Annotated in this window: 12 protein-coding genes; 9 read left to right on the plus strand and 3 right to left on the minus strand. The window is 52.6% G+C overall.

The features are described 5' to 3' along the window. Positions 1-5: 5 nt before the first annotated feature. Together AC0LWF_RS14700 and AC0LWF_RS14705 are read left to right on the plus strand one after the other, a co-directional pair. The gene (locus AC0LWF_RS14700; protein WP_474652293.1) at positions 6-1061 is read left to right on the plus strand and encodes a Gfo/Idh/MocA family protein; all 1056 of its coding nucleotides are present in this window, start codon (positions 6-8) and stop codon (positions 1059-1061) included. A 27-nt stretch (positions 1062-1088) separates the two neighbouring features. Continuing rightward, the gene (locus AC0LWF_RS14705; RefSeq protein WP_474652294.1) at positions 1089-2192 is read left to right on the plus strand and encodes a Gfo/Idh/MocA family protein; all 1104 of its coding nucleotides are present in this window, start codon (positions 1089-1091) and stop codon (positions 2190-2192) included. Between the two features lie 369 nt (positions 2193-2561). Here AC0LWF_RS14705 and AC0LWF_RS14710 read toward each other — a convergent pair whose 3' ends face one another. After that, positions 2562-3614: a LacI family DNA-binding transcriptional regulator gene (locus AC0LWF_RS14710; RefSeq protein WP_474652295.1), complete on the minus strand. Its 1053-nt coding sequence runs from the start codon at positions 3612-3614 to the stop codon at positions 2562-2564. A 191-nt stretch (positions 3615-3805) separates the two neighbouring features. Here AC0LWF_RS14710 and rpiB point away from each other — a divergent pair, with 191 nt between their 5' ends. Both rpiB and AC0LWF_RS14720 read left to right on the plus strand, forming a co-directional pair. Then, positions 3806-4270 (plus strand): ribose 5-phosphate isomerase B, encoded by a 465-nt coding sequence (gene rpiB / locus AC0LWF_RS14715; RefSeq protein ID WP_474652296.1) that lies wholly within the window; start codon positions 3806-3808, stop codon positions 4268-4270. A 45-nt stretch (positions 4271-4315) separates the two neighbouring features. Continuing rightward, the gene (locus AC0LWF_RS14720; RefSeq protein ID WP_474652297.1) at positions 4316-4795 is read left to right on the plus strand and encodes a helix-turn-helix transcriptional regulator; all 480 of its coding nucleotides are present in this window, start codon (positions 4316-4318) and stop codon (positions 4793-4795) included. A 27-nt stretch (positions 4796-4822) separates the two neighbouring features. On the opposite strand, the gene AC0LWF_RS14725 is transcribed toward AC0LWF_RS14720, so the two are convergent. After that, a complete protein-coding gene (locus AC0LWF_RS14725) occupies positions 4823-5761 on the minus strand; it encodes a nucleoside hydrolase (RefSeq protein WP_474652298.1) in 939 nt (312 codons plus the stop codon). A gap of 168 nt (positions 5762-5929) precedes the next feature. Between AC0LWF_RS14725 and AC0LWF_RS14730 the strand changes: the two genes are divergently transcribed. The 4 genes from AC0LWF_RS14730 to yunB all read left to right on the plus strand — a co-directional run bounded on the left by AC0LWF_RS14730 (position 5930) and on the right by yunB (position 11698). After that, the gene (locus tag AC0LWF_RS14730) at positions 5930-6997 is read left to right on the plus strand and encodes an ADP-ribosylglycohydrolase family protein (RefSeq protein ID WP_474652299.1); all 1068 of its coding nucleotides are present in this window, start codon (positions 5930-5932) and stop codon (positions 6995-6997) included. Between the two features lie 62 nt (positions 6998-7059). Further along, on the plus strand, positions 7060-8115 hold the full coding sequence (locus AC0LWF_RS14735) for an ADP-ribosylglycohydrolase family protein (RefSeq protein ID WP_474652300.1): 1056 nt from the start codon (positions 7060-7062) through the stop codon (positions 8113-8115). 354 nt (positions 8116-8469) lie between these two features. Further along, complete coding sequence (locus AC0LWF_RS14740) at positions 8470-10749, plus strand: ATP-dependent helicase (RefSeq protein WP_474652301.1); 2280 nt, start codon at positions 8470-8472, stop codon at positions 10747-10749. Positions 10750-10825: 76 nt separating this feature from the next. After that, positions 10826-11698, plus strand: coding sequence for a sporulation protein YunB (yunB, locus tag AC0LWF_RS14745; RefSeq protein WP_474652302.1), 873 nt, complete (start codon positions 10826-10828; stop codon positions 11696-11698). A 63-nt stretch (positions 11699-11761) separates the two neighbouring features. On the opposite strand, the gene AC0LWF_RS14750 is transcribed toward yunB, so the two are convergent. Then, a complete protein-coding gene (locus AC0LWF_RS14750; RefSeq protein WP_474652303.1) occupies positions 11762-12874 on the minus strand; it encodes a M23 family metallopeptidase in 1113 nt (370 codons plus the stop codon). A 150-nt stretch (positions 12875-13024) separates the two neighbouring features. Between AC0LWF_RS14750 and lipA the strand changes: the two genes are divergently transcribed. Continuing rightward, the gene (lipA, locus tag AC0LWF_RS14755; protein WP_474652304.1) at positions 13025-13927 is read left to right on the plus strand and encodes a lipoyl synthase; all 903 of its coding nucleotides are present in this window, start codon (positions 13025-13027) and stop codon (positions 13925-13927) included. The last annotated feature ends 1 nt before the right edge of the window (position 13928 follow it).

The raw sequence follows: 13928 nt of genomic DNA on the forward strand, positions 1-13928 counted from the left end.
GCACCATGAGCGTGAGCGGAGGTGCTGGTTTGCGGCGATTTGGGATCATTGGCTGCGGCACGATTGCGGATTTTCACATCGCTGCGATTCAGGGGCTGGACGGCGCTATGCTGTCCGTCGTATCTAGTCGTGACGGGGTGAAGGCGCAAGCTATTGCCGAACATGAAGGCTGCGCTTGGACGGCGGATTACAAGGAGCTATTACAGCGGGATGACGTCGATATCGTCTGCATCACCAGCTCCAGCGGCAGCCACTATCGTATCGGCAGCGATGCGCTTGAAGCAGGCAAGCATGTAGTGGTTGAGAAGCCGCTGGCAATGCGGGCTGCGGAAGCGGAGGAGCTGTGCCGCCTGGCGGAAGAGCGTGGACTAACGCTGTCCGTCATCTCGCAGCGAAGGTTCGAGCCGCTTCACCGCGAAGTGAAGCGCATCGTGGCGGAGGGGCGGATCGGAAAGCTGCTGCTCGCCGAGGTGGAGGTTCCATTTTACAGAACGCAGCAGTACTATGACAGCGCTCCATGGCGAGGAACGATTGCCGAGGACGGCGGGGCGCTCATGAATCAAGGGATTCATTCGGTTGACCTGCTGCTCTGGCTCGCAGGTGAGGTGCGTACCGTGTATGGTCGGACCGTCATTCAAACTCACGAGATGGAAGCGGAGGATCTTGGCGTTGTTATCGTTCAGTTTAAGAGCGGGGCGCTTGGGACACTAATGGCTTCCACGAGTATCACCCCTGGATTCCCGGCGGCAATCCGCTTATATGGTTCGGAAGGAACAATTAAGCTGTCAGGTTCCAGCATTGAACATTGGTCGGTTCCGGGCTGCGAGGCCCCACCGGTATTCGCTGAGTCTCCTGCCTATGGAGGTGTCTCGGATCCGCGCAGCATCAGCCACCTCTATCATCAGCTGCAGCTAGCGAATGTTATTGAATCTATCAAATCCGGCTGTCAGCCTGCCGTAACCGGCGGTGATGGATTTCGAGCAATTCAACTGATTGAGGCGGTCTACGAGAGTTCGGCTTCGGGCAAAGAAATCCGCATTGAACCGCGTTTCATCCTATAACGGGTACGAGAAGGAGAATGAGAGTGTATGAGCCAAAACATTCTTAAAGTCGGGATTATCGGACAAGGCAGAAGCGGGCGCGATATTCATGGGGCGAATCTGGCTAAGCTGCCGGAGTATTTTCAAATCGTGGCGGTAGCTGACTCGCTCCCCGAGCGTCAACAGCTTGCGGAAAAAGAGTTCGGCTGCAAAGCATACGGAACTTGGCAGGAGATGATCGCTGCCGAGCCACTCGATCTCGTCGTTAATGCTTCTCCGAGCCATCAGCATGTGCCGATTTCCTTGGAGCTGCTGAACCGCGGTTTCCACGTGCTATGCGAGAAGCCGCTTGCCCGCACATCAGCGGAAGTTGACCAGCTGATCGAGGCATCGGAGCGCAGCGGCAAGCTGCTGGCTGTCTTCCAGCAATCCCGCTATATGCCTGCTTATGTGCGCATTCGCGAGGTCATTGCGAGCGGTGTGCTTGGGCGCATTGTGCAGCTGGATTTTACGAGCAGCCGGTTTACGCGCAGATGGGATTGGCAGACGCTTCAAAGCAACAATGGCGGCAGCCTGCTCAATCTCGGTTCGCATGTGCTCGATCAGGCGCTGCAGCTGTTCGGCAACGATATGATGCCGGAGGTGAAATGCATCATGGACCGGGCGAACACATTCGGCGATGCGGAGGACTATGTGAAGCTGGTGCTGCAGGGGGAAGGTCGCCCGACGGTCGATGTGGAAGTGTCCTCCTGTAGTGTGTTCCCGGGCGAGCAGTTCGTCATTCAAGGAACGAACGGCGGCTTGCGCGGCAACAATGAGCGGCTGGAGTGGAGGTACTTCAAGCCGGAGGAAGCACCGGAGCAGCAGCTCACCACGGTGCCGCTTGTCGATAAGAACGGTCTGCCGTCTTACTGCCGCGAGACGCTCACATGGCATTCGGAGAGCTGGAAGCTCGCGCTTGAAGATGGCAAAGATGAGTATGGCTATATGGCGGAGCAGCTTTATCACATGCTGCGCCGCGCAATTCTAGACGGTGCCCCGCTCGAAATAACGCCGCAACAGGTACGCCAGCAGCTCACCGTTATCGAAGAGTGCCGTCGCCAAAATCCGCAAATTTATGCTCCGCAAAGCTCTGCTCCTGTTCGGGGCTAACGTGTGATTTGATGCAAAAAAGCACTCACTCGCAGGCTTGCGGTGGGTGCTTGGTGTCTTCGAAAGAGTATCCCGCAGGGATCTACATTGGTGGAAAAGTAGCAAATCCGGCGAAAGTGTATCCCGTATGGATCTACATTGGTGGAAGAGGTGTACCCAATACCCCACATATGCGGGAAACTAGTTGAAAAGGTGAAAGAAGGGTACTGGGTACTCTACATTCTCCGAAATCAACCCAAACGAGCGCAAGAAGCTGGTTAGCTGGACTACATTCTCCGAAATCCACACAAACGAGCACATGAAGCTGGTTACATCAGCAAAAGTGTATCCCCCAGGGTCCCATATTCACGGGAAGCCACCGATCATTCCTCACTTTTCCCTGCGAGAGGTACTATTCCGGATCACAAGCTCCGGCTTCTTCGGCGTCTCGTGAAGCACTGGCAACCCTTCGATTCGCTGAAGCAGAATGTCGACGATTCGGCCGCTTGACCATGCGATATCGAAGCTGACGCTCGTTAAATTTGGGCGCAGCTTACGGTGGAATTCCGCTGGACCGAATCCGATGACCGACAGATCCTGCGGAACGCGGTAGCCGTAATCGTAGAAATAATTGAGCGCGGCAACCGTTGTCGTCTCATTAGAGATCATCAGCGCCGTCGGCTTCTGCGATTGCAGGAGCGTGTGGATCGCGTCGTAGCTCTCTTCCATTTGGCCTGGGACACGGACAATGTAACTGTCTTGGAACGGAATGCCGTATTCCTCGAACGCCTTCTTCACGCCGGCAATGCGGTCGCTGTTGAAGGAGATCACATTGCCGTTAATGCTGCCCACGATGAACCGGATGTCGGTATGGTTCAGATCAAGCAAATAGTTGGCCGCGATATATCCAGCTTCTATATCGTCGTAGGAGGCATAGTAGTGATCTTCGGGGTTATTCGAATACTTCATATTAAACACATAAGGAATGCCCGCCTCTTCCAGCATCGAAGCAAGCGTCTCGCTCCCGGATGGGCTCAAAATAATAAATCCATCGGCGACCTGACTCTTAATTACATCAAAAAAGGAGTCGGAATCCGCGCTGGCTGATGTAATGATCAGAAGGTTGTAGCCCTCGGCATGTGCTTTCTCCGTCAGCGCTTTGAAGAGCGACTGGAAGCCTGCATTATAAATCAGCTCGCTAATATGCTGTGCACTCACGACAAGTCCGAGGATGCCGCTCTTGCCGGACTTGAACATACGCGCCTTTCGGCTTGGCACATAGCCGAGACTCTGGACGGCATCAAGGACCCGCTGCCGGGTCATCGGCTTGACGAGGCTTGAGCCATTCATTACCCGTGATACGGTGGAGGGCGTCACTTTCGCTCGTTCTGCGACGTCATGTATGGTTGGTTTCTTAATTGCAATTTCCTCCTCGATCGTCATGGCTCATCTATGTAAACGATACCATCTATCAACGATTTTAAAGAATCTTCGTGCAAAATGCTAGCGAGACCGTGCGTAAATTTCAGCTGGAACGGGTTGACAGCCTCAAACGGCTACGCTATGATCGGCTTAAAATGGCAACGTTGCCATTTTTGCATGAACAATTCATTTTCCTTGGGAGGGTTACGCCTATGAAAATTTCTCTTGGCTGCGATCATGCCGGGTTTCAGCTGAAAGCGGCGGTTGCAGAACACCTGAATTCGCTCGGCTGCGAGGTAATTGACCATGGTTGCCATAGCGCGGATGCTGTGGATTTTCCGGATATTGCCCGGCTAGTCTGCCAGTCTGTCCTGAAAGGCGAGGCGGCGCGAGGCATTATGGTGTGCGGAACCGGCGTCGGCGCGAGTATTGCAGCTAACAAGATTCCCGGCATTCGCGCGGCAGTATGCCACGATTATCATTCGGCGCATCAGAGCGTAGAGCATGACGATGTGAACATCATGTGCATCGGAGCGCAGATCGTTGGAGCTTGGCTTGCCAAAGATCTGATTACATCGTTCGTAAAGGCTACTTTCAGCACCGAAGAGCAGTTCCGTAGGAGAGTCGAGAAGCTTGCCGTGCTGGAGCGCGAAGCAGCGCAATACATGAAGTCCTAACGCGCAATCGATCACGATTTACTTGCGAGGAGGCACTGAAACGAGATGCAGATTTTACCCAAATCTATAGACCCAGCCGCTGCAGATCAGAAGGAGCTGGAGGCGCTGCGCAATTCGATCATGTATAGCGTCGTGGAGCGAATGCTCCATAAGCAAGAAGGCTCGATTACGATGTTCTACCAATCTGCACTAGCAACACATATTGTCGAAGAAGCGCTCGCTTATATTGATGTGCATTTCGGGAAGGATTTTGGCCTCGCGCAGGTGACGGATGAGATGCACTGCTCGTCGACCTATCTGAATCGGCTGCTGAAGCAGCATACGGGCCATACCTTCTACAGCCTCCTTACTCAGAAGCGGATTGAGCGTTCGAAGCAGCTGCTGATGATGGACAGCCAGACGGTGCTTGCGATCAGCGGCGAGGTTGGTTATACCAACGTTCACAGCTTCATTCGCGCCTTCAAAAGAAGCGTCGGCGTTACGCCTGGTCAATACCGGGAGAGCAGCATGACCGCCTGTCTCTAATCGCAAGCAGGTGGTCAGGGTCCGATACTAGTATGGCTTGGACAGCTTCTCGAACAAATCTATATAAACATGGGTGCGGTCTATGTCGATCGCTTCTTTGTAGAAATGACGATGATCATCTAAGGAGTAAGTGAAGTTCGGATTAAGAATCGGCGTTCGCCGCACGACCGAAGGCACCCATTCTTCATTCAGCAGCCAGGCAATCGCTGACACATCCCACAGCACTTTGGACCAGCCAGGACGATTGCGGCCGAACCGTTCAAATCTACCGTGGAACAAATCGCTGAAGTAGGTGCCAAGCTTGTTGCGATCACGCAAGCAGGCGTCAATCTCATAGGTCGATGTAAGCAGCTGCGAGGCTACGCTATGGCAAGGCAGGATGACGAGCGGAACGCCGCTGTCGTAAATAATTCGCGATGCGTGGTAATCCTGTGAGACGTTGAAAATATCCTGTGTCGGCCACCAATAGGAGTTCGGCCCAAGCCAGACGACGACGATCTTCTGAATAATTTCGGGGCATTTGGCGATAGCGGAGGCTACATTCGTAATCGCTCCGATTGCGACGACATAGAGTGGTTCCTCATCACCGCTTAATGCAAGCTCTATCATTCGGTCGACAGCTTCACTTGGAACAGGCTCATCCGCGCTGTCCATGAATTGAGCGGATCCCCGGTATACCGGCGGAGCTTGATCGAGCTCCATCAGCTTGTAGATATTGAAGATCTCATTATAGCTTTTCTCCATACCTTCACCTGGGCTTGTCGAGTTCCAGTTGAAGAACGGCGCGGCCGTCACGGCTAGCACCTGAAGCTTCTCCGGCGACAGCAAGGCGTACGCAAGCGCAAACTGATCGTCCACTTCATTGAATGCATCCGTATCCAAAATCATTCTAATTTTGCCCGCAGGATGGACCAGCCGTTTCAACATCATTGCGTCATCCAGACGATACTTCGCATAATCAACCATCGTATCCGTTACACCCTTTCATCTATTCATTCGTAGATTCACACGCTACCCGAATTCATTATAGGCGAGCTATAAACGCCTCGAATATGTTCAACTTTCAAAGTCGGTTTGATTATTGCACCGCTTTCGTTTCTAGCAGACAACCTATTAAGAGGAGCGATCAAGCTAATGAGTGAGCAAGTCACCTTGTTTGACAAGTTTTATGGCTGTATTGCCGGGGTACATATCGGTTCTGCCATGGGCGCACCGGTAGAGGGCTGGGATTTCGAGCGCATTGACGCTGAGTATGGCATTTTGGAAGAGTTGCTGCCTTATGAGCATTTTCACAATGGTTGGGTGCGTGAAGCAGGTACGACCGAGGATGGCGTTGAGCGCCAGAAGCTGATGATCTCTGCCATTATGGAGAAGCAGGACCGTGTAACGGCAGAGGATGTTCGGAAAATGTGGATATCGGGCATTAAGCCTGAATCGGCTGGCATGATCTCCGAGCCGTTCGAAGCGGTGCTGCTGGCGATGGCGAAGAGCGGCATTCCGGCCCGGGACATCGGCAAATATTGCGATTATGCGGGGCTGAACAGCTTCTCCCGTTCCTGCCATCCAATCGGCCTTATTAATGCCGGTGACATCTTTGGCGCTATCGACGATGTGAACGAAGTCGGACAGCTGTATCAGACGATGAACGGACGCGGGCTGAAGTGGGCTATGGTGACCGCAGTTGCCATCGCTTCCGGCACGAAGCCTGGCGCGACGCTCGATAGCGTGCTCGGCGCAATCTATGACCATTGCGATCCGGATGTTGTTGTCAACGAGCTAGACCGCGAGTTGAAGCGGACGGCGTGTATTACGGATTATCGAGAGTTCAGAAGAGCGCTCTATGAATCGTATAACATTAGAGGCATTCCTTATGAGGTCAGCTATGCGAATGAAGTTGTGACGAAAGCGGTATGCATCTTCAATTGGACAAAAGGGAATGTCAGAGACGCGATGGTTGCTGCAGTGAATATGGGTCGCGACACGGACTGCGTAACAGCAGTTGCAGCTGGCATATCCGGAGCGCTGACTGGGATCTCGACTGTTCCTGAAGCTTGGATCAAACAGACCGACTATGCGACAACCTTGCATGTGGTGACGAACTCACAACGGACGATCAAGGAGCATGCTGACGGCTTGTATAAAGCCTATAACACTAGACTGACGCGGCTGAAAGCTTATTCCAATCTGATGGGCGCATTATAAAAGCACGCGAGCGCGAGTGTGTGCGTGTGCGATAAATAGATAAAACCGGGAGCGTGCGAGAAATGAGTGGAAGAGTCAGCTTGAAGGATAAATTTTACGGCTGTATTGCCGGCGCGCAGATCGGCGCGGCGATGGGAGCTCCCGTGCAGGGCTGGAGCTGGCAGGAGATTGCGAGCAAGTATGATGTGCTGGATAAGCTGTTGCCTTATGAGCGTGTCTGGTCACGGCCGGCGGGAACGACGGAGAGCGGCATCGAACGTCAGAAGCTCCTAATTACGGCAATCTGTGAGCGGCAGGACCGCGTTACGGCAGAAGATGTGCGAGCGATATGGAATGCCGACCTGCTTCGAAGCAATGCCGAGAAGGTCATGGAGCCTTTCGACATCGGTTTGCTTGCGCTTGCGAATAACGGCTTGCCTGCGCGTGATTTGGGCAAATATTGCGATTATGCGGGACTGAACAGCTTCGCGGGTTTTTGCCATCCGGTAGGCCTCATTAATGCCGGCGACGTGAAGAACGCGGTACGCGATGCGTTCGAGCTCGGGCAGCTCTATCAAGCTTCGCGAAGCTACGGAGTGAAGTGGTCCGGGGTTACGGCGGCTGCCATTGCTGCCGCAACGAAGCCGGATGCGACAATTGACAGTGTCATTCATGATCTGTATGAGCACTGCAATTACACCGATGTCGGCATGCAGATCGACGGCTACAAGTACGGTTATCTGCGTGATAATGTACTCGAGGAGCTGGATAAAGGCTTGCGTCTAGTTGACGGCTGTACGGATTTCCAGCAATTGCGGGAAGCGTTCGACCGGATGTATCATGGGTGTGGCGTGCCGTACGGCAATAGCTTTGCGAATGAAGTGGTGACCAAAGCAATTTGCATCGTGAAGCTAGTTAATGGCAGTGTCTACGACGCGCTTATCGCAGGGGTCAATATGGGCAGAGACACTGCGAGTGTAACGGCGCTCGCTGCGGGGATCGCAGGTGCTTTGAGCGGTGGAGCATCGTTGCCGGAAGAGCTTGTAACGCAGCTGAATCAAGCTGCGAGCTTGAACAAATTCAGCTGCAGCAATAAGTCGATTGCTGCTCAAGCTGATGGCTTGCACGAGGCGTTCTAGTCGCGGTTGCAGCGGATAAACGGCTTCGTTTCAGAGATGATAGGCTAGCTGCTGGGATAATAGTGGAAGGGCGGACCGTGCGGGTCCGCTCTTTTTTTTGTCGCTCTATAAGCCTTTATTACTGAACGATTGCATATATTTGTTGCGATCTTCGCGAAACTCTTCTGTATATTGCCCCGCAGAACCGTTACGAGAAACTAGGCAAAAAATAACTTAAAATAACTATTGCAGCAGGCGGCGCTCACAAGCGATACTAGTATCATCGTAAAAAATGGGAACGTAGATTCCCTCTTTCTCTCGAGGAAGAAGAGGAATCTCAATCGTTTAATGGAAGAATGGATGGGTTAGATCGTAATGACGAAAGCGACGACAACGAATTTTTTTGAGCGGAAGAAGGCCGAGCTTGGTGTCCAACTGAATGAGATTCAGCGGCAGGCGGTGCTCCATACCGAAGGCGCATTACTGCTGCTCGCATCGCCGGGCTCAGGTAAGACGACGACAATTATTATGCGGATTGGCTACTTGATTGAGGTGAAAGGCGTTCATCCGAGCCGAATCAAGGCAGTTACGTTCAGCAAGGCGTCCGCGCAGGATATGAAGGAGCGGTTCAGCCGGTTCTTCCCGGACCATCCTGCGGGCAGCGTCGATTTCTCGACGATACACAGTCTCGCATTCGAATTGATGCGGGAATTTTTGCGGCGGAATCGGATTACTTTTCAAATTATTGAAGGTTCGGTCGAGGCTGAGAGTGAAAGCGAAGGTTTCGATGAAGATAACCCGCCATTGCATAAGAAGCTGATTCTGCGCGATATCTATAAGCGAATCCACAACGACAACATCACGGAAGAGCAGATGGAGGAGCTAACGACCTACATCAGCTATATTAAGAACAAGCTGATTCCCGAAGAACAGTGGTCATCCGTGAACTGTGATGTCAAGGAAGCGGCTCTTATTATGAAGGAATATGAAGCGTTCAAGCGTTCGCGCAGCGACAAGCTGCTGATTGATTACGACGATATGCTCGTTATCGGCAACCGTGCGCTCGCAGAGAGCAATGAGCTGCTGTGGAAATATCAGAATAAGTACGACTACGTGCTGACGGATGAAAGCCAAGATACGTCGATGGTTCAGCATGCGATTATCGAGAAGCTCGTTAAGCGGCATGGCTGCCTGTGCGTCGTCGCGGATGACGATCAGAGCATCTATACGTGGCGGGCGGCAGAGCCGCAGTATTTGCTTGATTTCAAGAACGTGTACCCGGATGCGGCGATTCTAAAGATGGAGCAGAATTACCGGTCCTCGAAGAACATCGTAGCAATTGCGAACCAGTTCATTAAACGCAACAAGAATCGTTATGACAAGAACATGTTCACCCGCAACAGCAGCAGCAGACCGATTCGGATCAAGAGCCTTGCCGATTACAAACAGCAGGCCAAGTATGTGGCGGAGAAGGTTTCGCGGATTGAAGAGCTGCGCGAGGTGGCGCTGCTGTACCGGAACAATTCGTCCTCGATAACGCTAATGAATGAGTTCGATCGCCGCGGTATTCCATTCTATATGAAGGACGGCGACAACCGTTTCTTTTCTCACTGGATATTGGAGGATATTCTCGGTTTCATGCGGATGGCGTATACGGATAAAAGGCCGGAGCTGCTGGAAAAAATTCATACGAAGATGAGCGGCTATATTTCAAAAACCCAGATGGCGGCGCTGCTCCGCATTCAGAATAATGAGTCGGTATTCGATAACCTCATCAACCATGTACCGGTGCAGGATTACCAGCCGAAGCAGCTGCTGGAATGCAAGGAAACGTTCCAGACGTTGAAGGAGATGCAGCCGCGCCAAGCCATTCGGACGATTCGGAACAAGCTTGGCTATGAACGGGCGCTGGATCGGATGTGCGAACGGCTCGGATTTCGCAAGGAGAGTTTGGTCGGGATTTTGAACACGCTTGAGGATATTGCGGACGGTTTGGAGTCGCTGGAGGATTTTGCGAAGAGATTGAAGTACTTGGAAGCGGTCATGAAAGCGTCGAAGAAGAACAAGAATGCCAATGCCGTCACTTTCTCGACGCTGCACAGCGCGAAGGGGCTAGAGTTCGAGCGGGTGTACATCATTGACCTCATCGAAGGCATCATTCCATCGAGCGAAGATATGAAGAAGGTCGAAGGGGAAGTGTCCGAGCAGATGGAGGAGGCTGTGCGGCTCTTCTATGTTGGCATGACGCGGGCGAAGCAGCAGCTGGAGCTGATCGCATATGGAAAACGTGACGGCGAAGAAGTGAAAGAGTCTGAATTCGTTGCCGCCGTTCGTTATATCCAGGATCCGAGTGCTGAGCCGCCGGTGAAGCAGCATTCTTCAGGCGTTACAACATCGCAGCGCAAGCCGACTGGCTCAGCAGCTTCAGGCAGCGTAACGATTAGCAAGCCAGAGGAGGCTTTCGTTCCGGCGAACCCGAATGCGCTCAAGAGCTTTAAAGGAATAGCGCCTGGCACACAGCTGAAGCATCGCGTATTCGGCAGCGGTGAGCTCATTGCGATTGATGCCGAATCGGTCGATATCCGCTTTACGACCGGCGTGCGCAAGCTTGCAATCAGCGCTTGCTTGCAGCTAGGTTTAATCGAGGTGAACTAGCTTTCTTCTTTTTTGCCTGTTATCCGCATAAGCTTGGAAGGGGACAGCGGACAACTGGTGAGAAGGAGGCGCCCATATGCGCAGATGGGGAAGAAGGGGATGGCGAAGCAGCGGACGCCGGCGCCGATCAGGAAGCAGCGGCAAGAAGATGAGCCGCCGCAAGCTCGTTCTTATTTTGCTGATCATCTTCGGGCTGTTCTTCTTCCAGATGTTTATTTTCGTCGAACGGAATTTACAAGGTCCGCTCATGGCTGTTGCCAAGGTCCGCGTCAAGCAGGTCGCGACACAGGCGATCAATAAGGCGATTACAGAGCAGGTTGCGCATCAATCGTCCGTTGATAAGCTCATTGAGTGGAAGACGAATGCGAGCGGGAAAGTGTCGGGCTTTATGCTGAATTACTCCGAGCACATGCGCATTACGTCCGAAACGATTGATACGGTGCAGACGAAACTGGACCAGATGGGCGACATTCCAGAGAAAATCCCGCTCGGCCAAGCGCTCGGCAGTGCCATTATCGCTTCGTTCGGTCCACGTATCCCGGTCAAATTCGAACCAATCGGTGCTGTGAAGGTCGATCTCGATACGAAGCAAAAGGATGCCGGAATTAATATGATCTTGGTCGAGGTGTATATGCATATCGTTGCGGAGGTATCGATTATTATTCCATTCGATACGCAGCCGGAGCTGGTGGATACGGAAATTCCGATCTCGTACCTGCTCGTCGTTGGCGATGTGCCGATGTACTATTATGATAACAAAGGCAATCCGGTCGGCGATTCCGCACCGAATGCGCCGAATATCTCGCTACCGATGCAAGATGGCAAGAACGGCGTCACCACGACGTCACCAGCAGATAGCGGTACTGGGGCAGACGGATCGGAGCCTGCTTCGTCGTCGAACACGAATATGAATTCAAATGCGAATGCGAGTACGAATACCGGAGAATGACCAGCAGCAAAAAAAGAGCGCTCAGCCTAATGCCTATAGCAGGCCTTGACGAGCGCTCTTTTTTTATGATTTGCGTTTGCGCATTCTGCGACGTTCATCGTTCTCCCATTGTCGGAGCGACGGATAAGGATCGAACGACCACTCGACTAAACCGCGGTCACGGTAGATCCCGTAATGCAGATGCGGCGGGAATTTACCGCTTGTTCCAGGACGTCCATAGCCTGAGCTTCCGACCCAACCGACAACTTGGCCGGGCTTAACGGCGCCGCCCACGAATATCGCCTTGTCATAGCCAGACAGATGCGCATAATAATGATAGTAATTATTGAGATCTCGTATACCAAGCCGCCAGCCTCCATAAGGATTCCAGCCTTTAATCTCAATAATGCCGTAGCAGGTGCTGCGTACAGGAACGCCATGGCCTGCAAAAATATCGGTTCCCTCATGAATACGGTATCCACCCCAACTGCGGCGCGTTCCCCATGTTCCTCTGTAGGAATAGTTATCGCCGATTGGCAGCGGGAATGCATGCTCGAACAGGTTTAGTGTCCCGAAGTTCTGATAGAGGCGGGCAAACTGGCGAATGCGCTGGACCGCTCTCGTATTGTGATAATACTGCCATAATCCGATTGAAAAATCGTCCTCTTCCGTACCGAATCGCATCAAATGATTGGCGACGGAATACAGTAAGTCAGTGTCGTTCGTGCGCACCGCGAGCCCATCGCCGTCTCCATCCTCGCCCAGCCCGCTGAACCAGCGGATCGACATGGGCGATTGGTCGTTGACGTCGGGATTCAGCTCCCCTGCCCATTCGGACTCAGATACGAACACGCTGATGTATTGTCCCAGCTGCTGGCGTGTCTTGGGCCGTGCCTTCGTTATCGTCCGTTCGTACTGGTCGATCGCGGCAAGACGATACCAGGGGATCCGAGTGACGACGCTGATTTCATCATAGAGGATGCGCCTTTTTGCGAAAGATTCGTCTTTGGCATCGGTTTTGTTGGCGCTTGCTCTCATGGCTGTTTGGACTTCCCGAGCTGGGGGAGTTCCCGAAGCGGCGGAAGCGGTATGTTCTTGGACTTGGCCGAAGAACTGCAGGTTAATAACTAGAACGACTGTTATTAAGGATAAACACAAGGATCTCAGAAGTATCGGCCTCCAAGTGCCAACCGGCATGCGGCGGATTAGCGCCTCCGGTTGAATGATCAAATTGGGTGCAATTGGTTCAAGTAATGCTCTTCTGATATGATCTGCAAATCATTGGTTTTTATCCGAAACGTGCTATAATAAGACGCAGAGATTACAGAAAGCAGGTTAACTCCCGTTATGAAGAACGAGAAAGAACGAGTACCTAAGCCGGATTGGCTTCGTATAAGATTGACGACTGACGGCAATTATGCCGAAATTAAAGAGATGATGCGCACGAAGACACTGCATACAGTGTGTGAGGAAGCGCGTTGTCCGAATATTTATGAATGCTGGGCGAACCGTACAGCAACCTTCATGATCCTTGGCGATATTTGCACTCGTGCTTGCCGCTTCTGCGCGGTGAAGACGGGCTTGCCTACAGAGCTTGATCTGCAGGAGCCGGAACGTGTAGCCGAAGCTGCGGAACAGATGGGGCTAAGACATTGCGTCGTAACGTCGGTTGCCCGCGATGATCTGAAGGACGGCGGCGCGATGATCTTCGTAGAAACGATCAAAGCGATCCGTAAGCGGCTTCCGCTCTGCAGCGTAGAAGTGCTAATCCCTGACTTTATGGGCAATTGGGATGCGCTGCAAGCAGTGATGGATGCGAATCCGGACATTTTGAACCATAATATCGAAACGGTCGCCCGCTTATCGAATCGCGTTCGGGCAAAAGCGAAATATGCTCGTTCGATGGAGCTGCTGAAGCGCGCGAAAGAAATGAAACCGGACATTCCGACGAAGTCGAGCATTATGCTTGGCGTTGGCGAGGAATGGGATGAAATTTTGCAGGCGATGGACGATTTGCGTGCTGTGGACTGCAACATTTTGACGCTTGGCCAGTATTTGCAGCCTTCGAAGAACCATCTGCCGATCGCACGCTATGTGCACCCGGATGAGTTCGCGAAGCTGAAAGAAGAGGGCCTGAAACGCGGCTTCAGCCACGTGGAATCAGCGCCGCTCGTTCGCAGCTCGTATCATGCGCATGAGCAGGTTCAATCCGCATCGGCAACGGAAGCCAAATTATCGGCAACCCTTTAAG

It is taken from the genome of Paenibacillus sp. sgz302114, from assembly GCF_056120345.1.

Coding starts and splice junctions, on each gene's coding strand:
- AC0LWF_RS14700 (WP_474652293.1), top strand. CDS start 6: ATGAGCGTGAGCGGAGGTGCTGGTTTGCGGCGATTTGGGATCATTGGC.
- AC0LWF_RS14705 (WP_474652294.1), top strand. CDS start 1,089: ATGAGCCAAAACATTCTTAAAGTCGGGATTATCGGACAAGGCAGAAGC.
- AC0LWF_RS14710 (WP_474652295.1), bottom strand. CDS start 3,614: ATGACGATCGAGGAGGAAATTGCAATTAAGAAACCAACCATACATGAC.
- rpiB (WP_474652296.1), top strand. CDS start 3,806: ATGAAAATTTCTCTTGGCTGCGATCATGCCGGGTTTCAGCTGAAAGCG.
- AC0LWF_RS14720 (WP_474652297.1), top strand. CDS start 4,316: ATGCAGATTTTACCCAAATCTATAGACCCAGCCGCTGCAGATCAGAAG.
- AC0LWF_RS14725 (WP_474652298.1), bottom strand. CDS start 5,761: ATGGTTGATTATGCGAAGTATCGTCTGGATGACGCAATGATGTTGAAA.
- AC0LWF_RS14730 (WP_474652299.1), top strand. CDS start 5,930: ATGAGTGAGCAAGTCACCTTGTTTGACAAGTTTTATGGCTGTATTGCC.
- AC0LWF_RS14735 (WP_474652300.1), top strand. CDS start 7,060: ATGAGTGGAAGAGTCAGCTTGAAGGATAAATTTTACGGCTGTATTGCC.
- AC0LWF_RS14740 (WP_474652301.1), top strand. CDS start 8,470: ATGACGAAAGCGACGACAACGAATTTTTTTGAGCGGAAGAAGGCCGAG.
- yunB (WP_474652302.1), top strand. CDS start 10,826: ATGCGCAGATGGGGAAGAAGGGGATGGCGAAGCAGCGGACGCCGGCGC.
- AC0LWF_RS14750 (WP_474652303.1), bottom strand. CDS start 12,874: ATGCCGGTTGGCACTTGGAGGCCGATACTTCTGAGATCCTTGTGTTTA.
- lipA (WP_474652304.1), top strand. CDS start 13,025: ATGAAGAACGAGAAAGAACGAGTACCTAAGCCGGATTGGCTTCGTATA.